Raw genomic sequence first — 25,486 nt, 5'->3', positions numbered from 1 at the left:
TTCGCGCACGGAGCGCGAGAACTGTTCACGAGTTCGGGGTTGGTGAGGGGGCGATGATCGCTTTGAGGTGGGGCCAGGCGGCGGAGAAACCCGCGTGGGTCGGGAGGGCGTCGACTTCGCCGGGCGTGAACCATCCGACGTCGTCGGTCTCGAAGTTGATCGAGCTGCCGAACCGTCGCTCGACCTCGACGACCACGGTCGTGTACGCCCAGTCGGGTGACGGGTTGAACACGTACTCGCCGATCAAGGTCGGCTCGCCGGGAATGTCACCGACTTCCTCGCTCGCTTCGCGCAGCGCGCCGTCGTAGGGCAACTCTCCTTGATCGAGCGCACCTCCGGCGCACGACCACGTGCCTCCCTCGTGCGCCATCGCCGATCGCTTCTGCAGCATCAACCGTGGCCCGTCGGCTTCGCGCACGACGAACACGACCCCGGCAGCGCCGAAGATCCCCCAGCGCACGTGGCCGTCCCCGCAGCGGATGAAACCGTCGCCGGTACGTCGTTCGAACACGATGTCCACTGTGGCCGATCGGCCGGGGCCGCACCAATCGGGAGTCCGCGATCGCGCCTGTGGAAGCAAACCGGGCGCGATCTGGTTGCATGGCACTGTGACGAATTCGGCGAGCACCATCGAGCACTACGACCTGATCATCGTGGGCTCGGGTTCCGGGAACGCGATCCCCGACTACTTGGCCGACTGGAGGGTCGCGATCGTCGAACGTGGCACCTTCGGCGGGACCTGCCTGAACGTCGGCTGCATTCCGTCGAAGATGTTCGTCCTCCCCGCCGACAAGGCGGTCGACGCACAGCACTCGGCGAAGCTCGGAATCGACACCCAGTTCAACGGTGCCGACTGGGGCGCGATCCGTGACCGCGTGTTCGGACGGATCGATCCGATCTCGGCGGGCGGACGTGAGTACCGGGCGACCGGATCCCCCAACGTCACGCTCATCGAAGGCACCGCACGTTTCGTCGCCGCGAAGGTTCTCGAAGTCGGGAGTCGCACGATCTCGGCACCGAACATCCTCGTCGCCGCCGGCGCCCGCCCGGTGACTCCACCGATTGCGGGTCTCGTCGAGACCGGCTTCCACACGTCCGACTCGATCATGCGGCTCGACCGACTTCCCGAACGGCTCGGCATCATCGGCGGCGGCTTCATCGCCGTGGAGATGGGCCATGTGTTCTCCGGGCTCGGGTCCGAGGTCGTCCTGGTGAACCGGTCGAACGGACTGCTGCGCGGCTTCGACGGTGACATCTCGAGCCGGTTCGCCGAGGTGTTCGGTGAACGCGTGGAGCTCCGTCTCGGCAACGTCCCGACGAAGGTCGAACGATTGGACGACGGTCGAATCGGGATGACCGTCGGCGACGAGGTGATCGTCGTCGACGAACTCCTCGTCGCGACGGGCCGCGAGCCGAACAGCGATCTCGTCGACGCGGACGCCGCCGGGATCGAGTGCCATCACCACGGCACGATCGTGGTCGATGACACGATGGCGACGAACGTCGAGGGGATCTGGGCGATCGGTGACGTTGCGAACGGCTATCAGCTCAAGCACCTCGCGAACGCCGAAGCGAACGTGGCGTTCTGGAACATTGCTCATCCCGACGACATTCGCCACCAGAGCTACAAAGCGGTTCCCGGAGCGGTCTTCTCCAACCCGCAGGTGGCATCGGTCGGCATGACCGAGGAGCAGGCGATCGAGGCGGGACTGCCGATCTGCGTCGGACGACGGGACTACGGCGGGACGGCGTACGGCTGGGCGCTCGTGGACGAGACCTCGTTCGCGAAGGTGATCATCAACACCGAGACCGGGATGTTCGTCGGCGCCCACATCCTCGGCCCGCAGGCCTCGATCCTGATCCAGCCGATCATCCAGGCGATGGAACTCGACACGCCGGCAGAACGGGTCGGGCGGGGCGTGTTCTACATCCACCCGGCGCTGAGCGAAGTCGTCGAGAACGCGATTCTCGATGCGCTCGTCGAACCCGACGTCCCACGAGCTGTCGCACCAGGATCCGCCGCCGACATCGATCCGCGGCCGAGCGACGCCCACCTCGAGCCGGGTCTCGCCGAACCGGATCCGGTGGAATGACGACACCCTTCACCGATCGCGAGGTCGCGGAGAACCGTGGAGCGACGCCGGGTTGCACCGACGATCTCGTTCACCTGAACCATGCCGGATCGTCGCTTCCACCGCAGGTCGTGCTCGACGCTCAGATCGGCCATCTGCGACGCGAGGCGACGATCGGCGGGTACGAGGCGGCGGCCGAAGCAGTGGATCGCTCCGCAGCGGTGTACGACTCGATCGCCACGATGATCGGCGCGAGCGCGAAGGAGATCGCGCGCACCGAACACGCGACCGCCGCGTGGAATGCGGCGTTCTGGTCGATCCCCATGGCGCCCGGCCAGCGGATCATCACCCACGATCACGACTACGGGGCCAACTGGGTGGCGTTTCTCCGGGCGGCCGAGGTCCACGGTGTCGAGATCGACCGGGTGCCGAGCGACGTCCACGGCCAGATCGATCTCGAGCGACTCGCGACCGCCCTCGAACACCCGGACGAGGTTGCGCTGGTCTCGCTGGCCTGGATTCCGACGAGCGGCGGTCTCGTCAATCCGGCCGCGCAGGTCGGAGCGTTGGCGAACGCCGCCGAGGTGCCGTTCCTGCTCGATGCGTGTCAGGCGGCCGGGCAGGTCGAGATCGACGTGGACGAGCTCGGTTGTGACTTCCTGTCGGCGACCGGGCGCAAGTTCCTGCGCGGCCCGCGTGGCACCGGCTTCCTGTACGCGCGGGAGTCGATTCTCGACCGGGTGACGCCCTCTCATCCGGATCACCACGGTGCGGACTGGGTCTCGATGGATCGGTTCGAATACGCCGATGGCGCCCGGCGTTTCGAGTACTGGGAGCACGATCATGCCGGCTGGCTGGGCCTCGGCGCGGCGGTCGATCACGCGCTCGAACTCGACATCGCGCGGGTCCACGCCACGATCGACGAGCGCGCGGAGCAACTCCGTCGTGGCCTGGACGATGCCGGGATGACGGTGCAGGACACGGGCGTGGAACGGTGCGGGATCGTCACGTCGACACATCGCTCGCTGTCACCGGCCGAGGTGGCCGATCGGTTGACCAAGGCGTCGATCAACGTGTCGACCACGATGCTCGGATCGGCACGCGCCGACCTCGAACCGCGCGGGCTGACGTCGATGGTGCGGATGTCGGTGCACTGCACGACGACGAGCGACGAGATCGACCGGACGCTCGACGTCCTCCGCTCGCTCTGACCGATCGAGCACCCGAACTACGGTGGTTCGATGAGCGATCAGGCGACCCGGATCGTTCTGCTCCGCGGGATCAACGTCGGCGGGCATCGCAAGGTGCCGATGGCCGATCTGCGCGACGGATTGAGCGACGCCGGTTTCGATTCGGTCAGGACCTACATCCAGAGCGGCAACGTCGTCGTCGACGGTGGTCCGGGTGGACTCATCGAGGTCGAGGACACGGTTCGCGAGGTCATCGCCTCCCGATTCGGGTTCGACGACGTGTCGGTGATCGCGATGAAGGCGGATCGAATCGAGACGGCGGTCGCCGCGTCGGAGCGAGAGTTTCCCGACCAGGGCACGGACCCGAAGGACCATGCCCGACGTACCCATGTGGTCTTCCTCCATCGTGTACCGGCGTCCGATCGACGAGACCAACTCGACCCCGGGGCGTTCGGCGACGATCGCTTCGTCCTCGACATCCACGGTGACGTCGCGGAACTCCACGTCTCGTACGCGCACGGTGCGGGGACGTCGAAACTGACGCTCGACCGCATCGAGCGAGCCCTCGGAGTCCGCGCCACCGGCCGCAACCTCAACACCGTCGCCCGTCTCCTCGCGATGTCGAGCGTCACGTAACGGGTCGGTCCCGGTGCGTGACACGTACGCTGCGGTGATGGGTGTGTCGACGCGGAACTGGGCGGGAAATCAACGGTGCATTCCGGCGGAGGTCCACGTACCGAAGTCGACCGAGGACGTTGCCACCGTCGTACGCGAGGCCGCCGAAGCCGGCGAGCGCGTGAAGGTGATCGGCGGCGCCCACTCCTTCACCGACATCGCGATGACCGACGGGCACCTGCTGTCGCTCGACGCGATGAACCGGGTACTCGCGGTCGGCGGACCCGATGGGCTCGACGTCACGGTGCAGGCCGGAATCCGGTTGTTCGATCTGAACGAGGAGCTGGCGCAGCGCGGCCTCGCCATGCCCAACTTGGGAGACATCGACAAGCAGTCGATCGCGGGCGCGATCGGCACCGCGACTCACGGCACCGGCGCCCGCCTCGGCAACATCGCCACGACGATCGTCGCGATGGAGATCGTCACGGGCGATGGTTCGATCGTCCGAACCGACGAACAGAACGATCCCGACCTGCTGCAGGTTGCCCGGGTCGGCCTCGGCGCACTGGGCATCGTCACCGAGGTCACGATCCGATGTGTTCCGTCGTTCAATCTCCACGCCGTCGAGGCGGTCGAGGTTCTCGCCGACGTGATGGCCGACTTCGAACGGGTCATGCACGACACCGACCACGTCGAGTTCTTCTGGATGCCCGGCGCACGCCGGTGCCAGCTGAAGCGGAACACCCGCACCGATCGACCCGCAGAACCGCAGTCGAAGGTGTCCTACATCCGCGACAAGTGGATCGGCGAGAACCTCGCGTTCGGCGCGGTGTGCCGGGTCGGGCGTCGATTCCCGAAGGCCGCACCGAAGATCGCGAAGCTCGTCACGTCGGCAGCGTCCGAACGCGAGCTGATCGACCGCAGCGATCGCATCTTCGCCAGCCCGCGGCACGTCCATTTCGTCGAGATGGAGTACGGCATTCCGCTCGACGCGGTCCCCGAGGCGATCGAGCGGGTCGGTTCGCTCGTGTCGTCGTTGCCGTTCCCGCCGCTGTTCCCCATCGAGGTACGCGCGTCCGCCGCCGACGACATTCCGCTGTCGACCGCGCACGGCCGTGCCTCCGGATGGATCGCCGTCCACCAGTACATCGACACGCCGTACGAGTCGTACTTCCAGGGTGTCGAGAACATCATGAACGACTACGCCGGACGGCCGCACTGGGGGAAGCTGCACTTCCAGACCGCGTCGACGCTCGCAGGCCGCTATCCGGAGTGGGATCGTTTCCAGGCGACCCGCGCGAGGCTCGATCCGACCGGAACGTTCGCCAATGCCTACACCGACCGGGTGCTCGGCCCGGTCACCCATCCGTCCTCCTGACGTCGGTCGACCGACGTCAGCGGATGCAGCTGCCGGTGTCGACCGGGTCGGTCAACGTGGCGAGCTGCGCGCGGTCACCGATCGCGTCGGGGATGTCGATCGCCCACGCCCGACCCTCGTTCGCGTTGCTGCGCGCCCAGATGATCCCCGCCGCCTTCCCGTCGATGACGACGACCCCGCCGGAGTCTCCGGGGTCGATCTCCGCGTCGACCTCGAAACCCGGTCGGTCGACGTCCGCATCCAGGTAGATGTCCGTGGTCGCGATGTTGACGTTGCGCAGCACCTCGACATCGACGACACGCACCCTGACCGTCCCGTCTTCGAGCCGGGAGAATCCCACCACTCCGGCCGCGCCGGCGTCGGGCGCCTCGCTGGAGACGTCGAGCGGCGTGCCGAGATCGTCGGGAACGGCGAGCACGGCAACATCGAGGTCCGGATCGAAGAACACGACGTCCGCGGGGTGCTCGGTACCGGTCTGATCGATCACCCGAACATCGTCGGCACCGGCCACGACGTGTGCCGCCGTCACGGCGCGGTCATCGCTCACGAGTGCGGCGGTCCCGAAGCCTTCGCGGGGACCGCAGCCGTTCGCGCGTACGTCGAGCGCCGACTCCGCAGCCACCGTGCGATCATCCGCCGGCGATGCGTCGTCGGATCCGGAGCACCCGGCGGTGATCGAGAGCACCGCCAGGGTCATCCAACCGGCGACGCTCTGGTTCACGACGTCGCGGTGCGTGCCGAGATCTCGGCCGCCACGGTTCCGTACCGAGCGAGTGTGTCCGGGTCGGCGGTTCCCGCGCTGTAGAGCACGAGGCGCGTTGCGGTCCCGCCGTAGGTCTCGATGAGTCGGTCGGCGAGATCGTTCCAGTCGCCCTCGGTGCAGAACGCGGCGAGGTGGTCGTCGGTGATCTCGGCCGCCATTCCCCCGAAGTCACCGGCCTTCTGCTTCGCGCGGATCCGCTCGGTGGTGCCCTCGAAGCCGGCCTCGTCCCAGATGAACGCATAGTTCGGCGTCGACCCGTAGAAAGACAGCGATGCCCGCGCCAGCTCGCGCGACGCCTCCCGTTGTTCGTCGGTGTCGCCGACGATCGTGTTCACCGGAACGATCACGTCGACGTCGCCGGCCGACCGATTCGCGCGAATCGCACCCTCTGCGAGGCAGGGCAGGACGTGGCGACGGAGGTACCCCGGCTCGCCGATCGGATGGACGTGGACACCGTCGGCCACCTCGCCCGCCATCGTGAGCATCCACGGGTTGACGGCCGCGACGTCGACCTTCGGGTCGGCGACCTCGAGCGGACCGGGGCTCCACTGACGATTGAGAAACGTCAGCTCGTAGAAGTCGCCGTGGTGATCGAGCGGCTCGCCGCGGAAGCCGGCGAAACATGCTTTGACGGCGCGCACGTAGTCGCGCAGTCGTGGACCCGGTCGTTCGAACTCGGCGCCGTACCGCCGGACGATGTGGGTTCGCACCTGCGTGCCCAGGCCGAGCCGGAAGCGGCCGCCGCTGACCTCGTTGAGCTCCCACGCGTTCTGCGCGGCGATCATCGGACTGCGCGGAAAGGCGACGGCGACGCCGGTCGAGAGCTCGAGACCGGGCGCGCCGAGTGATGCCGCAGCGGCGGCGGTGAACGCGGTCCGGCCACCCTCGGTCAGCAGCATTCCGTCGAACCCGGCTCGCTGCGCCGAGGCTGCGGCAGGCCCCATCTCGGCGAGCGGTTTCGGAAAGGTCATCACGTCGACGCGCACCCGGGCGACCGTACCGGACCGGTGTGTACCGTGCGGGAGCGTGCACCCCCTCCGAACGATGCTCGACGCTGCCGCGGAAGGTCGGTTCCCTCCGGTCGACGGTGACGTGGAGGTGTTCGAGCCAGGAGACGATGGACACTGCGCCATCATCGAGTTCACGGGTCATGCGGTCGTCCTCGGCGACATGGGCCGACGTGACCTGTTGGCGATGGGTGCCGACGGTTTTGGAGGAGCGAGCCGGCCCGAGATCAAACTGGCGCTCGCCGGACCGGGAGGATGGATCGGGTCGCAGGACGCCGTGCTGGTTGCACGCGGACGCGACGACGGTTCACCCGGAACCTTGGTGAGAGCCGGGTCGGAACTCGAGGAACACCCGCGTGTCATCCGGTCACGCAAGCACCGCTCGGACGTCGAGGTGTTCGTGAACGGTGGTGAGGGCGGAGGTGGCCTCGTCACGATCGGCAGCGGTCTCGTCGGCCGCCGCGAGCTGTCGGTCGAATTGCTCGACGGAATCGCACACGGAGCGGCGCGCGGTCGAGCGTTGATCGCTGCGGCGCTCGACCTGGTGCCCCGGGACGAGTTGGTGTGGGCGCAGGTCGCCCCGGGAAACGCAGCATCGCTCCGCGCATTCCTGGCGACCGGTTTCGTTCCGATCGGCGCCGAGACGTTGATCAGCCCGAGTGCTGCGCAACGGGTCTGACGCGCTACGTGACGCGGCGGCGGAGTTCGACGTAGACCTCGTCGCCGGCGAGCGTCGACAGTTCGTCGGCCATGCTGTCGACGACGGCCCGGTCGCCGCGGTAGGCCTCGCCGCCTTCCGATCGTTCGGTGCAACACCACGCCATCGTCGTTCCGTGATCGCCCCAGTCGGCGCGGGACCACCGGCGAACCGTCGCCGTTTCGGGTCCGTCCGGGTCGGCCTCGTCGACGAGGGCCCAATCCACCCGCAGCGGGAGCTGCCAGCACACCGACGGCTTCCACTCGGTCGGTGACTCGTCGGCTTCGATGGCCGCGATGTGCAGTGCGCAGCCGGTCCCGCCGGGAAACTCGGGACGGTTCAGGAACACGCAGGCTCCATCGACGACCCGGGTGTGGGTGCGGTCCGCGTCGCCGTAGAACCCGGCGACACCGTCGTCATCGACCTGCGTTCCGACGTCGTGGTACTGCCATTGCTCCGGTGTGAGCATGGACACGTATGCCGAGAGTTGGCGCGCCTCGGCCTGGCCTGGTTCGCCATCGCCGAAATGCGCACCGAGCGAACAGCAACCCTGCTCGAGCTCCTCGCTCTCCTCGCGCAGAATCCCCTTGCATCCGTTGCCGTAGAGGCAGGTCCAGTTCGACTCGAGGAACTCCCGCTCGAAACGCCAGATCGTGTCGTCGGTCGTGATCTCGACGAATCCGCCGTCTCCGGTCATCCGCGTCTCGCGAAGTGGATGACCGAGGGTCCGTCCGCGATCTCCAGCGGATCGTCGCCCAGTTCGACGTACTCGGAATCCCGACCGTCGAGCACCACGTAGCCGCTGCCGTCGGGAGCGACCGCGACGATCGAGTCGGCGTCGACGTCGACGAGTTCACCCTCGCTCAGCAGCTGCGGGTCGGTGCCCTGGAACGCCACCGTGCATCCGTCGTAGGAGTCGCCCGTCGGGAATCCGCCTTCGATCTCCGCGAGCGTCGCCCCGGTTGCGAGGTCGATCGCGGTGGTGGGAGCGGTCGAACTCGACGGCGGGGACACGACCACGCACTGTGCAGCCCCGTTGAGTCGTGCCGGAGGACCGCCGCGCACGACTGCGAGCTGCTCACCGTCGGGATCGAGGACGTACGTGTTCCGACTGCCGACAGCGATCAACCGGTCCCCGTCGGCCGCTCGCGCGCCACCGGTGATCTCGACCGCGCGTTCATCCGGGTCGGTCAAGGTGGCGACGTCATCGACGGAACCGTCGGCATCGACCGTGCTGACCACGCCCGTCTCGCTGACCGCCAGGATTCGTCCGTCGTCACGGAGCAGTGTCGCCTGGGGAGCGGGGATGTCGGCGGAGCCGAGTCGCTCGCCGGACAGGTCGTAGAACTCCAACTCGGACTCACTCCCCGCGGGCTGTTCCGTGACGAGGCGATCGTCATCGAGGGCGATCACCCGACCGGAGCGGGCCTGGGCGGTGCCCTCCGCCAGATCGATCACGACCGACTGGAATGCGGTGGGGACGGGGACGGCGACATGCGTTCCCGACGGGTTGACCAACACGTCGCCGGTGAAGATCAGGGGGTCATCCAGTCCGGCCGCGTCGGCGACGCTCACGACGGATCGATCACGCGTGTCGATGATCGTGACATCGCCGCCGAGATCGTTCCCCGCGATCGCGATCGACGGATTGTCGGGGCTGATGACCAGTGTCTCGTCCGGTCCCGACCGGCCCCGTCGTTGGGAGTCGTCGGACAGGTCGGTCTGCACGATCACCCCTGAGTCGGTCATCGTGACGAGCACGTTGCCGGCGACGAGGGACTGTGCGTCGAGCAGATCGGCGCTCGCTTCGTACGCGTCGAGTTCATCGCCCGAGCCAGGATCGAGGAGCCGGATCTCGTCCTCGTCGAGGACGACGATCGCGTCCCACTCGGCTGCTTCGGCGGTGGAGCCCGACGACGAGTCGTCCCCTCCGATGATCTGACCGACGACGACGGCGACGACGGCGATCGCCAGGACGATGCCGCCCACGACGAGCGCGCGTCGAACCAGGAAGTTGGGTTCGACCTCGTCGAAACCGTCTTCCGGCTCCGCTGACCGGGAGTGCCGGTCGACGCCGCGGGCGGGCGTCGGATCGTCGTCACCGGCATCTCGCGGCATCGGTGGTCGATCGGGCATCGTCTGCGATCGTACGCGCTGTAGCGTCGACATCGTGGAGTTCTCGTGCCCGCGTTGTCAGTCACCGACGAGTGACGATTTCTATGGACCTTGCACCACGTGTCGCGGTGACCTGATCGCCAAGTTCGCCGGGCTGGAACGCACGGTGGACGTCGCCGAGTACGAACCCAAGATGAACGTCACCCCGAACGCGGTCGCGCTCAAGGACGACTGACACGCTGCGGCGATGCAGCCGCCGCACAACCGCGTTCTCGTGAACAGTTCTGGCGTTCCGTGCGCGAACTGTTCACGAGTTGGTGGGTCAGGCGGCGGACGGTTGCGGCGTGACGGCCGCGGCGGCGGTCGAGCCGTGGCGTCCGAGCACGCCTTCCTGACCGCAGTTGCAGCGCCACTGCAGCACGGGGCCGTGTTCGGTGTTGGCGAACCCGATGACGTTGCGGCGGGTCATCAGGATCGTGGAGTCGTGGGTCGGGCAGAACGCGGAAAACATCATGTGGCAAGAATGCGCTGGTCCATGTCTTCCTGCCAATGGCAGAATGACCCCCATGAGTGAGAAAGCTGCCATCCCGTTCCGGCAGGAACGCGAGCATCGAGTGGCGGTTCTGCTGTTCGACCGCCCGTCGATGTTCGAGACCTCGGTTGCGATCGAGGTGTGGGGGAACGACCGCACCGACCAGGGGGTTCCGTACTCCGAGGTGCGACTGTGCAGCAACGAGGGACCTCGTCTGCGCGTCGAGGTGGGCTTCGACCTGGTCCTCGACCACGACCTGTCCACGCTGGAGTGGGCCGACACGATCGTGTTGCCCAACGGGGGACGACCGAGTCCCACGATCGACTATCAACCGGCGGTGTTGGATGCGTTGCGCGCAGCGCACGCCCGTGGAGCCCGGCTGATCTCGTTCTGCTCCGGCGCGTTTCCGCTCGCCGCGACGGGATTGCTCGATGGGCGGGCGGCCACGACCCATTGGACCTACATGCACCAGTTCCGGGCGCGGCATCCGTCGATCGACCTGCAACCGGACGTGCTCTACACGGGCGCCGACGGGTTGTACACGAGTGCGGGCACGTCGGCCGCGATCGACTTGTCGTTGCACCTGGTCCGAGAGGACTGGGGTGCCGACGTGGCGAACACGGTGGCACGCCGGATGGTGGTGCCGCCGCATCGTGACGGCGGGCAGGCGCAGTACATCGAGCAGCCGATCCCGATGTCGGTCGACGTCGACGGAGACCTGCGTGCCGTGCTGCAGTGGGTGGAGGGCAACCTCGATCGGCAACTGACGGTGGATGAACTCGCTCGGCGCGCGGCGATGACTCCCCGCACGTTCGCCCGCCGATTCAAGTCCGCCACCGGGACGACGCCGCTCCAGTGGATCCTGCACCAGCGGGTCGTCGCTTCGCAGCGGATGCTCGAAGTGTCGTCGATGTCGGTGGACGAGATCGCGGCGACCGTCGGGTTCGGTTCCGCCGCAGCGATGCGCCAGCACTTCACCAAAGTCGTCGGTTCCACCCCCAGCGCCTACCGCGCCACCTTCCACCACGCTGCTTAGCGGACGGCGCGGTGGAGCGGCGCTGGCGGCGATATCGTGACCCGGTCCCGTTCGTCGGGACCCCGAGGTCACATCACGGGGACGTAGCTCAATTGGTAGAGCATCTGCTTTGCAAGCAGAAGGTCGTCGGTTCGATTCCGATCGTCTCCACCATCTCCGACCGCGCTGCTGTCGTCCGGCTCGCCGGCAGCGGGCGCGCACGGTGCGGGTCGAATCGTCCACTCTGGGGGATGCCCGGATCGGCGTACGTTCGTAGTTTCTCCCGGGTGCGGCGGCAGGCACGACGCCTGCCAGATCCACTCGGAGGAACCATGGCTGAAACGCTCGAATACATCATCATCCGATTTCCGGAGAACGACCGGTTCGCGGGCGAGATCGCTCCCGAGCTCGCCGCGTTGGTCGACGCGGGAACGATCCGCATCGTCGACCTCGTGTTCATCGCGCACGGCCCCCGCGGCGGGTACCTCGTGTTGGAGGTCGACGAGCACGAGCACCTGAGCGCGATCGCGTCGCTCGACGGCGGCGTCGGCGGCGTGATCACCGCGGCCGACATCGAACACGCCGCGGAGAACCTCGTCGACGGTTCCTCGGTGCTGCTGATCGTGTGGGAGGACCTGTGGGCCGCATCGCTGGCGGGCACGCTCGTCCGCGCCGGCGGCGAATTCGTCGAGGGAGCGCGGATCCCCGCCGACCTCGCACGCCAACTCGACTCGGTTCTCGCCCAGTCGGACTGACCAGGAGGAAACAACCATGTTGAGACGACGACGTCCACTTCTTCGGGCTGCGGCCGGCACCGCCGTCGTCGCCGGAACCGCTGCCGCCGTCGGCGGCCGGGTTCGGCGACGACAGGATCGGCGCTGGCAGGAACAGGCCGAATCTGCCGCCTACGAGCAGCAGTACGCGGCGGCACCCGCACCGGCCCCACCACCACCACCGGCACCGGCGGCACCGGCGATGTCCACGGTCGAACAGCTGCAGCAGCTCGCTGCGCTCCGCGAGCAGGGCGTCGTGAACGAGGCCGAGTTCGAGACCGAGAAGGCGAAGATCCTGGCCGGCTGAGAGCCTCGATGTCGCTCCTCGCCCACTTCGAATCCAGGGAGAGGAGCGAGGCGCCGAGAACGATCACGGTCGGACTCCCGGTCGAGACCGTCCCCCCGCCCACTCCGGTCCTCGGAACGTCGCCGGCCGGCGACGCAGACGGACCGGGACTCGGAGCCACCGCGCGAGCGGTCTGTCGAACCCTGCTGTCGACGCGAACCTCCGACGGCGACCTGCGGCACCTCGAGGCCGCGCTCGAGGAACTGGTCGTCGTGTGGACCCCGGCGGTCTGTCTTCGTTCACGATCGGAGGTGGTCCGGGCCCTCGCGGACGCGGACGATGCGCTGGGCGAGGTCGTCGTCGTGTTCGACTCGTCGGCTTCCACCGGGTCGTCGGTTTTCGTGGAGTGGGTGGCCACGGGTCGTTTCACCGGACCTGCCCTCCTGAACGACGACGAGCTCGTCGAGCCGAGCGGCGCCGTCATCCGGGTGGGCGGAGCAATGCAGCTCTCGTTCCAGGACGGACAGCACGTTTCGGAGATCCACTGCTACTACGACCGACTCGGACTCACCGAGCAGCTGATCCGGGGGTCGGCGGGTTGGTAGCTGCGCCTGTCCAACGTCCGCTAGGGCGTCGGGAGCAAGCCTGCGGCCTCGGCGGTCGCGACCGCCTGGGTGCGGTTCTGCGCCCCGAGCTTGCGATAGATCGACGCCGCATGGGACTTGACGGTGTTGCGCGAGACGAACAAACGCTTCGCGATGTCTGCCAGATTCAGGTTGGTCGAGAGCAGCTGCAACACCTTCAGCTCGGCAGCGGTGAGCGCGGCGGCGCCACTCGCCGGTCGGTGCATCGCGTCGACCTGTCGCCGGAGTTCCGCGATGTGCCTGAGCACGTCGCTCGTCGGCTCCGCTGCGCCGGGGAGTTCGATGCGCGCGTGATGTTCGAGCTCGTGGACGAGTTCGAGACTCGTATGACGATCGTCGAGCAGGAGCGTCGCGCGCACCAGCGGGATCCTGGCCAGGATGTTGAACCAGGGAGCGATCGAGGAGATTCCCGCCAGTGCCGTGCGTGCGACCGCCAGTTGGCGCGTCGCCTCGTCGCGTCGACCAGTTCGCGCGTACATCGATGCAGCGGACGCCAGGCCGATGGCTGCAGTCGGGAGCATCTCCCCTCCGCACTGTCGGCGCAGTTCGGCGCTCCGCCGGCTCCGCTCCGTCGCGGAGTCGATGTCGCCGACGACCTCGTCGATCACCGCTGCGGTCGCGAGGCAATTCGACCTCACCATGGGGTTGTCGGTCAGCTGGGCCTCGAACTCTCCGGCGGCAAGCGCGACTCGGGCCTCGTCGGTCGCACCGTCGACGAATGCGAGGCCCCCGTGGACCCAGCAGGCGAACGCCGCCCACGGCCCGCTGGTGAGTCGGGTTCTGGCCGCCTCGGCGCTCGGGAGCAGTTCGCGCGCGGGACGTGGCTTGATCGCGACCGACAGGACCATCGCCCACCACGTCACCGCATCTGGTGGCCCCTGCCGCGCTTCGACAGCGTCGTCCAGTACTCGCTGCCACTGCATCGCTCGCGCCTCGTCGCCGTCGTGCAGGGCGACGAGGCACTGCATGCTGCACAGTCCGGGCGAGGCTCGGACGACCTCAGGCGGGAACGCCGTCAACCAGTCGGCGACGGTCTTGCTGAGCCCGCGAGTGAGGAACGCGCCGCCGTGGGCGATGACGAGTTCCTCCAGTGCCGACAGATCGTCGACGGCCCGTAGGTGCTCGACGGCACGGTTGACATCGTCCGAGGCGCTCCAGTAGTCCGCGGCCGAGCGGTGCACCCGATACCACCGCTCCGGGTCGGACCCGCGTAGGTCGGCCGCCAACCAGCGCCGGAGCACCGGATGCAACCGGTACCACTCCCCGCGATGGTCGAGCCCGAACACCACGTGATCCTGCCGATGGAGGCGTGCGATGAGCTCGTGCGATCCTGTCCTCCCGAGAACTTGGTCGCAGGTCGTCGCCGTGAAGTCCTCGAGGAGGGCGACCTGGCGCAAGAACTCGAGGGCGTCCTCGTCGAGGCTGCTGAGCCACTCCTGACGCAGGTAGTCGACCAACGTTGCGTGGTCCGCGGCGTCGGGTGGTTCGACTCCGCGCTGGATCGCCGTGGCGGCCAGTTGCAGCCCGGCCGGCCAACCGTCGAGCAACTCGAGGGTTCGCCGCACGCCGGTGCGGCCCGCGTCGATCTCCGTCTCGGCGAGGAACCGATGGGTCTCGGACTCGTCGAACACGAGGTCGGCAGCGGTCACATCGACCACTCCGGGCGACAGTCTCAGACGACCGATCGACCCGTGATCGTTGTGGCTGCGGCCGACGAGAACCACCGTCGAGGTCGACGGCAGGCCTTCGACGAGCGCCTCGACGATCCAGGCGGTCGCGGCGCTGCGCAACCGGTGGATGTCATCGAGCACGAGCACGAACGGAGTCGAAGTGTCAGCCAACCCCGAACGCACCGCCTCGACATACGGGTTCGCCGATGGTGTGGCCGCCGGATTGGGCTCGGGAATCGTGACGGCCTGAGCGAGAGCACCGCGCAGATGGGCGAGCAACGCGACCGGATCGTCGCCGCCGCGAGCGATGTCGACCCAGGACACGCACCGTTCGTCGCCCCCCACCCACCGTGCCACCAGGCTCGTCTTCCCGTACCCGGCAGGCGCGAGCACCCGGACCAACTGCCCGTGCGCCCTTGCGAAATGGTGATCGAGACGGACACGATGGATACGTCGCCCGCTCGGGACGGGCACCTGTGCGGGCACCGCATCGCGCGCGTCGGGTGCATCGACGTCGTACTCAGGAGTCGCGCCGCGCATGTGGTCGAGACTACGCGATCGGTCGATTCGGCCCGGGAGCGCTCGCATTCACCCGTTCTGGCCGATGACCGCTGTGCCGTCTCTCGGTACGTGTAGAAGCCCCGACCCAAGGAGACCTCGATGCTCGCATACGACTACCCACTTCTCGGCGTGTTCTGGACGTTCCTGTTCTGGTTCATCTGGATCGCCTGGATCATCCTCGTTTTCCGGATCTTCGTCGACATCTTCCGTAGCGACGACCTCGGCGGCTGGGGCAAAGCGCTCTGGGCACTGTTCGTGATTTTCGTTCCGTTCCTCGGGGTGCTCGTCTACCTCGTCGCCCGTGGCCACTCGATGACCGACCGCGACGTCCAGCAGGCCCAGCAATCCGAAGCAGCGTTCCGCCAGTACGTCCAAGACACGGCAGGGAGCGCCGGCACCGCCGACGAGCTGAGCAAACTCGCCCAGCTGCGCGACTCCGGCGTGATCAACGACCACGAATTCGAGTCCCAGAAATCGAAACTGCTCTCCTGATGCAACCGATCCACGGCACCTCCGCGTTCCGCACCCACCTCGATCCGTTCACGTTCCCTGAGCATGGTATGGAGGCGGACACCACGTACGAGTTGTTGCACACGACGTTGATGCTCGACGGTCGCGAGACACTCAACCTGGCGTCGTTCGTGACGACGTGGATGGAGCCACAGGCAGAGAAGTTGATCCACGACTCGCTCCGCAAGAACCACATCGATCACGAGGAATACCCGGCCGCCTCGCTGATGGAGGAGGCCTGCGTCCACATGTTGGGCGACCTGTTCCACGCGCCCGACCCCGCGGAGGTGGTCGGGGTGGGCACGATCGGATCGTCGGAAGCGATCATGCTCGGCCTGCTGGCACACAAACGGAGCTGGCGCGACCGCCGCCAGGAGGCCGGCTTGCCGACGGATCGTCCGAACGTGGTGTTCGGGGCGGAGACCCATGTGGTGTGGGACAAGTTCGCCAACTATTTCGATGTCGAGATGCGCAAGATCCCGATGAAGCCGGATCGCTATGTGATCTCGGCCGATGAGGTGGCGGAGCAGGTGGATGAGAACACGATCGCCGTCGGTGTCGTGTTGGGCACGACCCACATCGGCGAGGCGGATCCGATCGAGGAGATCAACGATCGGTTGGTCCGGATCAAGGCGGAGCATGGGTGGGACATCCCGATCCATGTCGATGGCGCGTCGGGTGGATTCATCGCGCCGTTCGCCGAGCCGGATCTGAAGTTCGATTTCCGGCTGGAGCAGGTGGCCTCGATCAACGCGTCGGGTCACAAGTACGGGCTGGTGTACCCGGGCGTGGGCTGGTTGGTGTTCCGAGATCGCACCAAGTTGCCCGAGGATCTCGTGTTCTCGGTGAACTACCTCGGTGGGGCGCAGCCGACGTTCACGTTCAACTTCTCACGCGGTTCGGCGATGATCCAGGCCCAGCTCTACAACTTCTTGCGGCTCGGCCGTGCCGGCTACTCCGAGATCGTCGCGACGATGCTCGCCAACGCCCGCCACATCAACGAACAGCTTGCGGCGGGTGACTGGTTCGAGATCCTCAACCCCGGTCTGGCCGAGCCGGTCGTGACGTTCACGTTGAAGGGCGATCCCGGGTTCGACGTGTACCACCTGTCGGGCCGACTGCGGGAGCACGGCTGGATCGTCCCCGCGTACAGCCTGCCACCCGACGCCGAAGACGTGCACCTGTTGCGGATCGTGGTGCGCATCGACCTGTCCCGCCAGATGATCGACGTGCTGCTGCGCGACCTCGAAGACGCCTGCGCCCACCTCGCCGAGGAGCAGCCCGGTGCACGCAAACGACCCGCCCCCGACGTGTGGACGGCGCCGGCGTTGATGGCCGCCCACCAGAAATCGCGTACTGGCCAACGACGTGACTGACGCGACCGTTGATCATCACGTCGGGGCACGGCTGGTTCCACACCGGCGACGGTGCCCGCCGACATCGATTTCATCTGGTTTGGGGGATGTCGCTGAACCCAGACTTCGCGATGATGCCGTAGCGATGCTGAATTCGGAAGGGACGTGGTCGTGATGTCGGATTGGGGCTGGGCCGGGATCGCCGTTGCTCTGGTGATCTGGATCGCGATTGCGTTCTGGCCGGCACGTGTCGCCCGTCGCAAGGGTCACAGCTGGTTGCTGTACTTCATCTTCAGCTTGTTCTTCTTCCCCGCGGCACTGATCGTCGCGTACATGGTGAAGGACCGGCGTGGCCTCTACGTCCGGCGAGGAGGACGAGGCCAGTGACGAGGGCGGTGATGATGCGGCCGACGGGCTCGCGGACGCCGTTTCAGGCGCCTGATCGAGCGGGCGGGTGCAGATCCGCCCACTGAATCACCGGTGGTTCACCGGCCGTCGGCGAAACGCCAGGCGGCCGGGAAGAGCAGGCCTGCGGCCAACATCTTGACGACATCACCGGCGAGGAACGGACGAACGCCGAGGGTCCACGCGCTCGGATCTCCGAACATCGGAACGTCGACCACGTGCGCGAGCCAGGCGGCGCCGACGATGTACACGACGGCGTTGGCGAGGACGATCGCGGCGACGAACGGCACCACATGGCGATCACGTCCGCGCTCGGCGGCCGCGCCCACGATGATCGCCATCAGCGGGTAGCAGATCAGGTAGCCGCCGGTCGCTCCCGTGAACACGCTCCACCCGCCGCTCCAGTCGGCGAAGACCGGCATCCCGACGATGCCGAGACCCAGGTACAGGCCCATCGAGGCCGCACCGCGGCGGGCGCCGAGCGCGCCTCCGGTGAGGACGGCGGCGAACGTCGCGAGGTTGATCGGCACAGGCGTGAACCCGAGTGGAATCCGGATCTGCGATGCGAGCGCCGTCAGGACGGCACCGGCGATCACCAGCAGAACGGTGCGGTTGCGTACTGCCGGCACGAGGTCGGCGAGCACGAGGCGACGTGGGGGAGCGATGGGGGACGCGAATGTGGACACTGAGATCATCTCCTGGAATTCGGGGGGAAACGCCGAACGTAGCCACCCCCGCCGTTTGTGCCCAAGCGCGCGGACCTGCGCCACACGTGACCGTCATCCACCAGGAATGTGTCGTCGGGATTTCGAGGGTTGCTGTGGCGACTACGTTCTCCTCCGTGTCGATCCACCCGACTTGGGGGACGACCACGACACTCGGTGGCCGTACCGTCCAACCAGAGCGGCCAGTGCGTCGCCGTCACGAGTCTCACCAACGAATTCGGAGCCCACGATGTCGAACACCACCGACCGCCACGCACGCACGATGCTGCCGATTCCGGATCGTCCCCGGCACGGCTTGACGACCTACGACGCGAAGGATCCCGACACGTCGTTCGACCCGATCGAGCCGCTGTTGCCGCCGCCCGGTGCGCCGAACGTGTTGGTGGTGCTGCTGGACGATGTCGGGTTCGGCGCGTCGAGTGCGTTCGGCGGACCGTGCCACACGCCGAATGCCGAGCGGCTCGCGGCGGGTGGTCTGCGGTTCAACCGGTTCCACACGACGGCGTTGTGTGCTCCGACCCGCCAGGCGTTGTTGACGGGCCGGAACCACCACTCGGTCGGGATGGGCTCGATCACGGAAACCGCGACATCGGCTCCGGGCAACAGCTCGTTGCGGCCGAACACGAAGGCGCCGCTGGCGATGACCCTGAAGTTGAACGGATACTCGACGGCCCAGTTCGGCAAGTGCCACGAGGTGCCGGTGTGGCAGTCGTCGCCGCTCGGTCCGTTCGATGCGTGGCCGTCCGGCGGCGGCGGGTTCGAGACCTTCTACGGCTTCATCGGCGGCGAGAACAACCAGTGGGAGCCGGCGCTCTACGAGGGCACCACGCCCGTCGAACCGCCTGCCACCGCCGAGGAGGGATACCACCTCACCGAGGATCTCGCCGATCGCGCCGTCAACTGGATCCGCCAGCAGAAGGCGTTGATGCCGGACCGGCCGTTCTTCACGTACTTCGCGCCCGGCGCGACCCACGCACCCCACCACGTTCCGTCCGAGTGGGCCGACAAGTACAAGGGACAGTTCGACGACGGTTGGGACGTGCAGCGCGAGCGGACCTACGCGAAGCAGCAGGAACTGGGCGTCATTCCCGCCGACGCCGGCCTCACGGAACGCCACGACGAGATCTCGTCGTGGGACGACATGGCCGACGAACTGAAGCCGGTGTTGGCCCGTCAGATGGAGGTCTACGCCGGATTCCTCGAGCACACCGATCATCAGGTGGGCCGGATCATCGATGCGATCGACGACCTCGGTGTCCTCGACGACACGATCATCTACTACATCATCGGCGACAACGGTGCGTCGGCCGAGGGGACGATGAACGGCGCCTTCAACGAGATGGCGAACTTCAACGGAATGGCTGCGTTGGAGACACCCGAGTTCATGGTGTCGAAGATGGACGAGTTCGGTTCTCCCGCGTCGTACAACCACTACTCCGTCGGTTGGGCGTGGGCGATGAACACACCGTTCCAGTGGACCAAGCAGGTGGCGTCGCACTGGGGCGGCACGCGGAACGGAACGATCGTCCATTGGCCGAACGGCATCGAGGACAAGGGTGGGTTGCGCGACCAGTTCACCCACGTGATCGACCTCGCGCCGACGATTCTGGAGGCGGCGGGGATCCCCGAGCCGACGATGGTCAACGGTGTGCAGCAGAGCCCGATGGAGGGCACGAGCATGCTCTACACGTTCGCGGCTCCCGACGAGCCCGAACGTCACGACCTGCAGTACTTCGAGATGTTCGGTAACCGTGGGATCTATCACAAGGGGTGGAGTGCCGTCACCAAGCACAAGACGCCGTGGATCCTGGTGGGTGGCGATCTTCCCGCGTTCGACGACGACGTGTGGGAGCTGTACGACGGCAACTCCGATTTCAGCCAGGCGAACAACCTGGTCGCAGATCACCCCGACCTGCTCGCCAAGTTGCAGCGGCTGTGGCTGATCGAGGCGGTCAAGTACAACGTCGTTCCGATGGACGACCGCAGTGGCGAGCGGGTCAATCCCGAACTCGCCGGACGCCCGACGCTGGTGCGTGGGAACTCACAACAGTTCTTCCCGGGGATGGGTCGACTGTCGGAGAACAGCGTGGTCAACATCAAGAACAAGTCGTTCTCGGTGACCGCGGAGATCGAGGTGCCCGATGCCGGCGCGTCCGGGGTGCTCATTGCGCAGGGCGGTCGTTTCGGCGGCTGGTCGCTGTACGTGAAGGACGGCCATCTCAGCTTCTCGTACAACCTCTTGGGAATCCAGGAGTTCATCACCCACGCCGACACTCCGATCCCTGCAGGCGAGCACCAGGTCCGGTTCGAATTCGCCTATGACGGCGGGGGCCTCGCGAAGGGCGGCGACGTCACGCTCTACCACGACGGGGAGCTCGTCGGAACGGGGCGGGCCGAGGCGACCCACGCGATGATCTTCTCCGCGGACGAGACCACCGATGTCGGCTACGAGTCCGGGACCACGGTCGGCTCCGAGTACGACGCCGCGAGCAGTCGTTTCACCGGGAAGATCCACTGGGTGCAGATCGACCTGGGCGACGACGACCACGATCATTTCATCGATCCCGACGAGCGCATGCGCATCGCGATCGCCCGTCAGTAGGTCGGCCGGGTGAGCGACGGGGATCTCGGTCGAGAGGACCGGGGCGGTACGGAGCCGGGTCTCCGCGAGCGGTTCCGCTACCGGTTCGACAACCTGCTCGCCCGCGGGACGTCAGCGACCCTGATCTGGCTCGGCGCGGTCACGTTCGCAGCGGTGCTGGTCAGCTCCGTTCTCCTGTCGCTGTTCGGAGCGTCGTTCTCGGGAAGTGAAGGCACCCGGTGGGTCGAGGACGCGTGGCAGAGCCTGCTTCGGGTGATGGACCCGGGAACGATGGCCGGCGACGTCGGCTGGGGGCGCCGGATCCTTGCGCTCGTGGTGACCATCTTCGGTCTCCTGGTCGCCGGCACGCTGATCGGCATCATCGCGGCCGGCGTCGAGGATCGCATCGAGCAGATGCGTCGCGGTCGGAGCGTGGTGATCGAGTCGGACCACGTGGTGGTGCTCGGAGCTTCCGACCGCCTGCCGGCGGTCGTGAGCCAGCTGGCGATCGCGGGCGCCGAAGGAGGCAGCCGAACGATCGTCGTGCTCGCGGACATCGATCCCACCGAGGTTCACGAAGCAACGCGCGAGGCGGCCGGGCTCCGGTCCGGGTCGAAGGTGGAGATCGTCTACCGCGCCGGCGACCCGACGGTTCCGGACGACCTCGCGCTCGTGCGGCTCGCGACGGCGCGTGCGGTCGTCGTGCTGTCGGATGGACGGACCGACGCGTCGGCCCTCGCCACGGTGCTGGCCATCGCCGCCGAGCGCGGTGCACTCGACGATGTCACGGTCGTGGTCGAGTTGCTCGAGGTCGCCAACGCGGAACGTCTTCAACGTGCATACGGCCGGTCGGTTCACCCGATCGTCACGTCGGAGGCGATCGCGCGGACCACCGCCTTCGCGCTCCGCCAGCGCGGCCTCCACCAGGTGCTGCGTGAGCTGCTCGACTTCCGCGGCGACGACCTGCACTTCGTCGAACGGCCCGACCTCGTCGGTGCATCGTTCGGACGACTCGTTCGTGGGTTCTGCAACGCTCGACCGATCGCGCTGCGTCGTGTCGACGGCACGATCCAGTTGGCGCCGCCGCTCGAGACGCGCGTCGGGTCGGGGGATCAGATCGTCGTCATCGCCGACGACGGGCGGGTCATCGATGTGGTCGACCGGGGTGACGAGGTGACCTTGGACCGCGCACGATCGGCGTCGGCAGGATCGGGACTCGTCGACGAGGTGCGGTCCGACGAGCGGCTCGTCATGGTCGGGTGGAATGAGCGGGGGCGTCAGATGCTGTCGGGATGGGCGGTCACGGCCGCACCGACCTCGCGGTTCGACCTGATCGTCGATCCGCAGCGCTGCGACATCGACACGATCGATCTTCCCGATCTCGGACCGATTTCGGCGAGGATCACGCCGAGCGCGGACGGCATCGGGACCGCGATCGAGGGGGACCCGACGACGCTGGTGCTGCTCGCGGCGCAAGATGAGCCCGACGAGGCCGACATCGGCACGATCCTCGATCTGCAAGCTCTCCGCCGGGAACTCGACACGCGGGACGGGTCGCTCCGACGTCCGCGCCTGGTGGTCGAGCTGCACGACGCGGCAAACGAGCCGCTGGTCGGGCTCGACGGTCCGGACGACCTGATCATCAGCGATGCCGTCGGCAGCCAGTTCGTCGCCCAGCTCGTGGACGAACCGGAGCGTCGTGAAGTCCTCCTCGCGCTGTACTCGCCCGAGGGCGCGGTGGTCCGATTGGTCCGTTGCGACCACTTCGACCTCGTCGGCGAGCACGAGTTCGCCGAGGTCGTCGACCGCGTGGCGTCGCGAGACGAGCTCGCGATCGGTTGGCGGCTGGCCGGCGACCCGGGCGTGGTGCTCAATCCGATGCTGACGGCGCGGGTGCGTTTCTCGGCGGACGACGAGCTCATCGTCGTCGGCTGAGTTCGACGACTACGCCGACTCAGTGATTGCGGAGCGCGTCGATCAACTCGTCCTTGTTCATCGACGAACGACCATCGATGCCCACCCCGCGAGCTCGCTCCAGCAGTTCTTCTTTCGTGCGGTCCTCGTAGTCCTCGGCGCGTCCCCCTCGAGCACCGACCTTCGATCGGCCCTCGGCCGCCGACGCGTTGGCGATCCGGGCGGCCTTCTCCTTGCTCGCTCCCTCGTCGCGGAGCGCTTCGTACTGCTCGTCGTCCTTGACCTGTGGGCCTGGCTTCTTGCTGCCCGGCATCGGTTTCCTCCTGGATGATCGTGGTGGGCCGTTCGGGGACCCATCCGTGGTCTGCTCCCGAGTCCGTACCCGCGATTCGGAACTTCCATGCGCGCGTCTCGCGTCGCCTGGCGCGGCCTGGTCAGCCCGTCAGGGTGACCGATCGGATGTCGTCGCGATCGTCGGCCGACAGCAGGGTCGTCAACTGTCCGGTGGAGTCGTCGTTCGGCTGCGACCAGAACTCGATCACGAGTTCGGAGGTGTCGGTGGTGTCGGGAGCGAGCCGAATCGATTTGATGGCGGGAAGTGAGATCTCACGGATCTCGCTGAGCACGGCGGTTCCGTCGGCGGATGGTTCCAGCACGACCACGAGCGTGGCGGGTCGGTGTCGCCGCCGATCGATCCAGTTCGACAGCGGCCGGAGAACGGCGAGCGCCACGAGCGCGATCACCGTGGCCGTGACCGCAGCGATCCAGTAGCCGACGCCGGACGCCAGCCCGACCGCCGCGGCGGTCCACAGCGAGGTCGCCGTGGTGATCCCGCGCACGGTTCCGCGGTGTTTCAGGATGGCACCGCCGCCGATGAAGCCGACGCCGGCGGCGACGTAGGACGCGATGCGGGTGACGTCGACTCGGACATTCGTACTGGCGGTGGTCGCGACGAAGTCGTCGAAGGCTCCGACCGACACGACGCCGAACACCGCCGAACCCAGTCCGAGGAGGAGGTGGGTCCGAAAGCCGGCGTCCTGCCCGGCGTATTCGCGTTCGAGACCGACGAGGCCGCCGAGCGCGGCGCCGATGACGAGCCGCAGCACGATGTCCCAGGTTTCGAGGTTCGCCATCTGTCAGTTCCTGTTGTTCGTCGAACGAATCGAGATCAACCGGCGTTCGCCTTCGCGAACGTCTCCACCAGCTGAGCGTTGAACGCAGGAAGATCGTCGGGGTTCCGGCTGGTGACGAGAAGACTCGGCCGGCAATCGCACACGACGACCTCGCGGTCGACCCACGTGCCGCCCGCGTTCTCGATGTCGGTGCGGAGGCTCGGCCAACTCGTCAGCGTGCGACCGTCGACGACTCCGGCCTCCACGAGTGTCCACGGCGCATGACAGATGGCGGCGATCGGCTTGCCGGTTTCGACGAAACCCTTCAGGAACGACACGGCGTCGGCGTCGAGCCGGAGCTGGTCGGGGTTCGCGACGCCACCCGGCAGCACGACGGCGTCGTAGTCCGCAGCATCGGCGTCGCTGACGACCACGTCGACGTCGAATTCGTCCGCACTCGTGAGGTGGTCGAACGCCTGAACTTTCCCGCTCTGGGGTGCGATCAGATGCGGTGTTCCGCCCTCGTCCACCACCTTCTTCCAGGGATCGGTCAACTCCACCTGTTCCACGCCCTCGTTCGCCACGAGGAAGGCGATGGTCTGTCCGTCGAGTTCTTTCGTCATGGGGTCTCCGTTTCTTCGTCGGTTCGGTGCCAAGCGGCTGGAACGACCCCGGAGTACCCGTACCCGCGGCGAATCATGCCCGAATTCACACCGAGATCGGGACGTTGGTCCCGATTGGGACCGAGCCAGAATAATTGACATGGCAATTTGGCTATACCGGATACAAGAGAACCGAGGGATCAGCCCCCGGCAGACCGAACAAGAAAGAGTGAGATGTACAAGAAAGTCGTTCCGACCCTCCTCGTAGGAGTTCTCGCGATGCCGGCAGGCGTCGCCTTCGCCGAGGACGGGAGCTCCGCGCCGGAGATCGCGACCGAAACCGGACAGGACGATCCGGTCGCCACCGCTCCCGCCGAGGACGCGCCGGCCGAAGAAGCGCCGGCGGACGAAGTCCCCGCAGAAGAGGCTCCGGTCGTGGAGGAGGGAGCAGACGCACCCGAGTCCGCCGACCCGGCCGAGGCTCCTGAAGTGGAGGCCCCCGAGGTGGAAGCCCCCGTTGTCGAGTCCGAGGAAGTCACCCAACTGCCCGCCGTGCCCGAAGCTCCGGCCGCCGCCCCCGCGGCAGCCGAGGAGCCCACCGTGGCGCCGCTGACCGTCGAGGTCGCCGATACCGAGAAGCCGACGACCAATCTGGTCAGCCCGTCGGCGTCGGGACCCTTCAACGGTGCCGTGGCCATCCAGGTCGACGCCGCCGACAACGAAGGGCTCGCCCGCATCGTGGCGAACGTCTACCAGGGCGGCACCCTCGTGAAGTCGACGCAGTCGCCGGGCGGCGGCGCAACCGCGGCAACGCACTCGGCCACGGTCGACCTGCCCTCCGGTGAGTACACGATCCGCTACAACGCCCAGGATCTCGCGGGCAACATCTCGGCGACCGAGAACGTCGCGATCACGATCGACAAGATCGATCCGACGGTCACGGTCAAGGACGAGTCGAATGGCG

Annotated in this window: 26 protein-coding genes, 1 tRNA gene and 1 pseudogene; 17 read left to right on the top strand and 11 right to left on the bottom strand. The window is 67.2% G+C overall.

Annotated features, from left to right (window positions below):
• Positions 1-25: 25 nt before the first annotated feature.
• Positions 26-511, bottom strand: a complete 486-nt coding sequence (locus tag ON45_RS03955) for an NUDIX domain-containing protein (protein ID WP_040492152.1) — start codon at positions 509-511, stop codon at positions 26-28.
• A 118-nt stretch (positions 512-629) separates the two neighbouring features.
• Here ON45_RS03955 and ON45_RS03950 point away from each other — a divergent pair, with 118 nt between their 5' ends.
• Genes ON45_RS03950 through ON45_RS03935 form a run of 4 tightly spaced genes read left to right on the top strand, consistent with a single transcriptional unit; the run spans position 630 to position 5,255 of the window.
• Positions 630-2,093, top strand: coding sequence for a mycothione reductase (locus ON45_RS03950; RefSeq protein ID WP_083914255.1), 1,464 nt, complete (start codon positions 630-632; stop codon positions 2,091-2,093).
• Entirely contained in the window at positions 2,090-3,283 is a 1,194-nt protein-coding gene (locus ON45_RS03945; RefSeq protein ID WP_040492137.1) for an aminotransferase class V-fold PLP-dependent enzyme, read from the top strand. The genes ON45_RS03950 and ON45_RS03945 overlap by 4 nt, the downstream gene beginning before the upstream one ends.
• Before the next feature lie 30 nt (positions 3,284-3,313).
• Complete coding sequence (locus ON45_RS03940; protein WP_040492135.1) at positions 3,314-3,898, top strand: DUF1697 domain-containing protein; 585 nt, start codon at positions 3,314-3,316, stop codon at positions 3,896-3,898.
• A gap of 13 nt (positions 3,899-3,911) precedes the next feature.
• The gene (locus ON45_RS03935) at positions 3,912-5,255 is read left to right on the top strand and encodes a D-arabinono-1,4-lactone oxidase (protein WP_051062401.1); all 1,344 of its coding nucleotides are present in this window, start codon (positions 3,912-3,914) and stop codon (positions 5,253-5,255) included.
• 16 nt (positions 5,256-5,271) lie between these two features.
• On the opposite strand, the gene ON45_RS03930 is transcribed toward ON45_RS03935, so the two are convergent.
• Both ON45_RS03930 and ON45_RS03925 read right to left on the bottom strand, forming a co-directional pair.
• Positions 5,272-5,976: a trypsin-like peptidase domain-containing protein gene (locus tag ON45_RS03930; protein ID WP_040492133.1), complete on the bottom strand. Its 705-nt coding sequence runs from the start codon at positions 5,974-5,976 to the stop codon at positions 5,272-5,274.
• A complete protein-coding gene (locus ON45_RS03925) occupies positions 5,973-7,004 on the bottom strand; it encodes a TIGR03617 family F420-dependent LLM class oxidoreductase (RefSeq protein WP_040492131.1) in 1,032 nt (343 codons plus the stop codon). The genes ON45_RS03930 and ON45_RS03925 overlap by 4 nt, the downstream gene beginning before the upstream one ends.
• Before the next feature lie 40 nt (positions 7,005-7,044).
• Between ON45_RS03925 and ON45_RS03920 the strand changes: the two genes are divergently transcribed.
• Positions 7,045-7,704 carry a hypothetical protein gene (locus ON45_RS03920; RefSeq protein ID WP_206537641.1) on the top strand — a complete coding sequence of 220 codons (660 nt, stop codon included), beginning with the start codon at positions 7,045-7,047 and terminating at the stop codon, positions 7,702-7,704.
• A 4-nt stretch (positions 7,705-7,708) separates the two neighbouring features.
• On the opposite strand, the gene ON45_RS21000 is transcribed toward ON45_RS03920, so the two are convergent.
• A complete protein-coding gene (locus tag ON45_RS21000; protein ID WP_051062400.1) occupies positions 7,709-8,419 on the bottom strand; it encodes a DUF3109 family protein in 711 nt (236 codons plus the stop codon).
• Positions 8,416-9,858, bottom strand: coding sequence for a hypothetical protein (locus ON45_RS03910; RefSeq protein WP_148288518.1), 1,443 nt, complete (start codon positions 9,856-9,858; stop codon positions 8,416-8,418). Before ON45_RS03910 ends, ON45_RS21000 begins: the two co-directional genes overlap by 4 nt.
• 34 nt (positions 9,859-9,892) lie before the next feature.
• Between ON45_RS03910 and ON45_RS03905 the strand changes: the two genes are divergently transcribed.
• Positions 9,893-10,072 (top strand): hypothetical protein, encoded by a 180-nt coding sequence (locus ON45_RS03905; RefSeq protein WP_040492125.1) that lies wholly within the window; start codon positions 9,893-9,895, stop codon positions 10,070-10,072.
• A gap of 87 nt (positions 10,073-10,159) precedes the next feature.
• Here ON45_RS03905 and ON45_RS03900 read toward each other — a convergent pair whose 3' ends face one another.
• Positions 10,160-10,351, bottom strand: a complete 192-nt coding sequence (locus tag ON45_RS03900) for a hypothetical protein (protein WP_040492123.1) — start codon at positions 10,349-10,351, stop codon at positions 10,160-10,162.
• A 52-nt stretch (positions 10,352-10,403) separates the two neighbouring features.
• Between ON45_RS03900 and ON45_RS03895 the strand changes: the two genes are divergently transcribed.
• The 5 genes from ON45_RS03895 to ON45_RS03875 all read left to right on the top strand — a co-directional run bounded on the left by ON45_RS03895 (position 10,404) and on the right by ON45_RS03875 (position 13,048).
• The gene (locus ON45_RS03895; RefSeq protein ID WP_051062399.1) at positions 10,404-11,405 is read left to right on the top strand and encodes a GlxA family transcriptional regulator; all 1,002 of its coding nucleotides are present in this window, start codon (positions 10,404-10,406) and stop codon (positions 11,403-11,405) included.
• Between the two features lie 77 nt (positions 11,406-11,482).
• Positions 11,483-11,558: transfer RNA gene (locus tag ON45_RS03890), tRNA-Ala, on the top strand.
• Between the two features lie 158 nt (positions 11,559-11,716).
• Positions 11,717-12,139, top strand: a complete 423-nt coding sequence (locus ON45_RS03885) for a DUF6325 family protein (RefSeq protein ID WP_040492117.1) — start codon at positions 11,717-11,719, stop codon at positions 12,137-12,139.
• Between the two features lie 16 nt (positions 12,140-12,155).
• The gene (locus tag ON45_RS03880; protein WP_040492115.1) at positions 12,156-12,464 is read left to right on the top strand and encodes an SHOCT domain-containing protein; all 309 of its coding nucleotides are present in this window, start codon (positions 12,156-12,158) and stop codon (positions 12,462-12,464) included.
• Positions 12,465-12,472: 8 nt separating this feature from the next.
• Entirely contained in the window at positions 12,473-13,048 is a 576-nt protein-coding gene (locus ON45_RS03875) for a nuclear transport factor 2 family protein (RefSeq protein ID WP_040492114.1), read from the top strand.
• Between the two features lie 20 nt (positions 13,049-13,068).
• Here the strand turns inward: ON45_RS03875 and ON45_RS03870 are convergent, their stop codons facing one another.
• On the bottom strand, positions 13,069-15,297 hold the full coding sequence (locus tag ON45_RS03870; RefSeq protein ID WP_040492112.1) for a winged helix-turn-helix domain-containing protein: 2,229 nt from the start codon (positions 15,295-15,297) through the stop codon (positions 13,069-13,071).
• 120 nt (positions 15,298-15,417) lie between these two features.
• On the opposite strand from ON45_RS03870, the gene ON45_RS03865 reads away from it, so the two are divergent.
• The 3 genes from ON45_RS03865 (at position 15,418) to ON45_RS03855 (ending at position 17,570) form a co-directional block, all read left to right on the top strand.
• On the top strand, positions 15,418-15,810 hold the full coding sequence (locus ON45_RS03865) for an SHOCT domain-containing protein (RefSeq protein ID WP_040492110.1): 393 nt from the start codon (positions 15,418-15,420) through the stop codon (positions 15,808-15,810).
• The gene (gad, locus tag ON45_RS03860; RefSeq protein ID WP_083914247.1) at positions 15,810-17,204 is read left to right on the top strand and encodes a glutamate decarboxylase; all 1,395 of its coding nucleotides are present in this window, start codon (positions 15,810-15,812) and stop codon (positions 17,202-17,204) included. The genes ON45_RS03865 and gad overlap by 1 nt, the downstream gene beginning before the upstream one ends.
• 150 nt (positions 17,205-17,354) lie before the next feature.
• Positions 17,355-17,570: a hypothetical protein gene (locus ON45_RS03855; RefSeq protein WP_148288517.1), complete on the top strand. Its 216-nt coding sequence runs from the start codon at positions 17,355-17,357 to the stop codon at positions 17,568-17,570.
• Positions 17,571-17,668: 98 nt separating this feature from the next.
• On the opposite strand, the gene ON45_RS03850 is transcribed toward ON45_RS03855, so the two are convergent.
• Positions 17,669-18,274, bottom strand: coding sequence for a biotin transporter BioY (locus tag ON45_RS03850; protein WP_206537640.1), 606 nt, complete (start codon positions 18,272-18,274; stop codon positions 17,669-17,671).
• Between the two features lie 268 nt (positions 18,275-18,542).
• Between ON45_RS03850 and ON45_RS03845 the strand changes: the two genes are divergently transcribed.
• Together ON45_RS03845 and ON45_RS03840 are read left to right on the top strand one after the other, a co-directional pair.
• Positions 18,543-20,915, top strand: coding sequence for an arylsulfatase (locus tag ON45_RS03845; protein WP_040492105.1), 2,373 nt, complete (start codon positions 18,543-18,545; stop codon positions 20,913-20,915).
• A 9-nt stretch (positions 20,916-20,924) separates the two neighbouring features.
• Positions 20,925-22,829 (top strand): CASTOR/POLLUX-related putative ion channel, encoded by a 1,905-nt coding sequence (locus ON45_RS03840; protein ID WP_040492104.1) that lies wholly within the window; start codon positions 20,925-20,927, stop codon positions 22,827-22,829.
• Between the two features lie 19 nt (positions 22,830-22,848).
• Here ON45_RS03840 and ON45_RS03835 read toward each other — a convergent pair whose 3' ends face one another.
• The 3 genes from ON45_RS03835 to ON45_RS03825 all read right to left on the bottom strand — a co-directional run bounded on the left by ON45_RS03835 (position 22,849) and on the right by ON45_RS03825 (position 24,543).
• Entirely contained in the window at positions 22,849-23,121 is a 273-nt protein-coding gene (locus ON45_RS03835; protein ID WP_040492102.1) for a DUF7218 family protein, read from the bottom strand.
• A gap of 121 nt (positions 23,122-23,242) precedes the next feature.
• A complete protein-coding gene (locus tag ON45_RS03830) occupies positions 23,243-23,941 on the bottom strand; it encodes an MgtC/SapB family protein (RefSeq protein ID WP_051062398.1) in 699 nt (232 codons plus the stop codon).
• 35 nt (positions 23,942-23,976) lie between these two features.
• Complete coding sequence (locus tag ON45_RS03825; protein WP_040492100.1) at positions 23,977-24,543, bottom strand: type 1 glutamine amidotransferase domain-containing protein; 567 nt, start codon at positions 24,541-24,543, stop codon at positions 23,977-23,979.
• Positions 24,544-24,756: 213 nt separating this feature from the next.
• On the opposite strand from ON45_RS03825, the pseudogene ON45_RS20995 reads away from it, so the two are divergent.
• Positions 24,757-25,486 (top strand): annotated as a pseudogene (locus ON45_RS20995) (Ig-like domain-containing protein); the annotation flags it as partial.

Origin of the sequence: Ilumatobacter nonamiensis YM16-303 (assembly GCF_000350145.1) — a bacterium.
Classification (GTDB): Bacteria; Actinomycetota; Acidimicrobiia; order Acidimicrobiales; family Ilumatobacteraceae; genus Ilumatobacter_A; species Ilumatobacter_A nonamiensis.
This window is presented reverse-complemented; position numbering and strand designations above follow the sequence as displayed.

What these genes read in the sequence shown, in the direction of transcription:
- ON45_RS03945 (WP_040492137.1), top strand. Translation starts at nt 2,090, where the DNA reads ATGACGACACCCTTCACCGATCGCGAGGTCGCGGAGAACCGTGGAGCG.
- ON45_RS03940 (WP_040492135.1), top strand. Translation starts at nt 3,314, where the DNA reads ATGAGCGATCAGGCGACCCGGATCGTTCTGCTCCGCGGGATCAACGTC.
- ON45_RS21000 (WP_051062400.1), bottom strand. Translation starts at nt 8,419, where the DNA reads ATGACCGGAGACGGCGGATTCGTCGAGATCACGACCGACGACACGATC.
- ON45_RS03910 (WP_148288518.1), bottom strand. Translation starts at nt 9,858, where the DNA reads ATGCCCGATCGACCACCGATGCCGCGAGATGCCGGTGACGACGATCCG.
- ON45_RS03900 (WP_040492123.1), bottom strand. Translation starts at nt 10,351, where the DNA reads ATGATGTTTTCCGCGTTCTGCCCGACCCACGACTCCACGATCCTGATG.
- ON45_RS03895 (WP_051062399.1), top strand. Translation starts at nt 10,404, where the DNA reads ATGAGTGAGAAAGCTGCCATCCCGTTCCGGCAGGAACGCGAGCATCGA.
- ON45_RS03885 (WP_040492117.1), top strand. Translation starts at nt 11,717, where the DNA reads ATGGCTGAAACGCTCGAATACATCATCATCCGATTTCCGGAGAACGAC.
- ON45_RS03880 (WP_040492115.1), top strand. Translation starts at nt 12,156, where the DNA reads ATGTTGAGACGACGACGTCCACTTCTTCGGGCTGCGGCCGGCACCGCC.
- ON45_RS03875 (WP_040492114.1), top strand. Translation starts at nt 12,473, where the DNA reads ATGTCGCTCCTCGCCCACTTCGAATCCAGGGAGAGGAGCGAGGCGCCG.
- ON45_RS03870 (WP_040492112.1), bottom strand. Translation starts at nt 15,297, where the DNA reads ATGCGCGGCGCGACTCCTGAGTACGACGTCGATGCACCCGACGCGCGC.
- ON45_RS03865 (WP_040492110.1), top strand. Translation starts at nt 15,418, where the DNA reads ATGCTCGCATACGACTACCCACTTCTCGGCGTGTTCTGGACGTTCCTG.
- gad (WP_083914247.1), top strand. Translation starts at nt 15,810, where the DNA reads ATGCAACCGATCCACGGCACCTCCGCGTTCCGCACCCACCTCGATCCG.
- ON45_RS03845 (WP_040492105.1), top strand. Translation starts at nt 18,543, where the DNA reads ATGTCGAACACCACCGACCGCCACGCACGCACGATGCTGCCGATTCCG.
- ON45_RS03835 (WP_040492102.1), bottom strand. Translation starts at nt 23,121, where the DNA reads ATGCCGGGCAGCAAGAAGCCAGGCCCACAGGTCAAGGACGACGAGCAG.
- ON45_RS03830 (WP_051062398.1), bottom strand. Translation starts at nt 23,941, where the DNA reads ATGGCGAACCTCGAAACCTGGGACATCGTGCTGCGGCTCGTCATCGGC.
- ON45_RS03825 (WP_040492100.1), bottom strand. Translation starts at nt 24,543, where the DNA reads ATGACGAAAGAACTCGACGGACAGACCATCGCCTTCCTCGTGGCGAAC.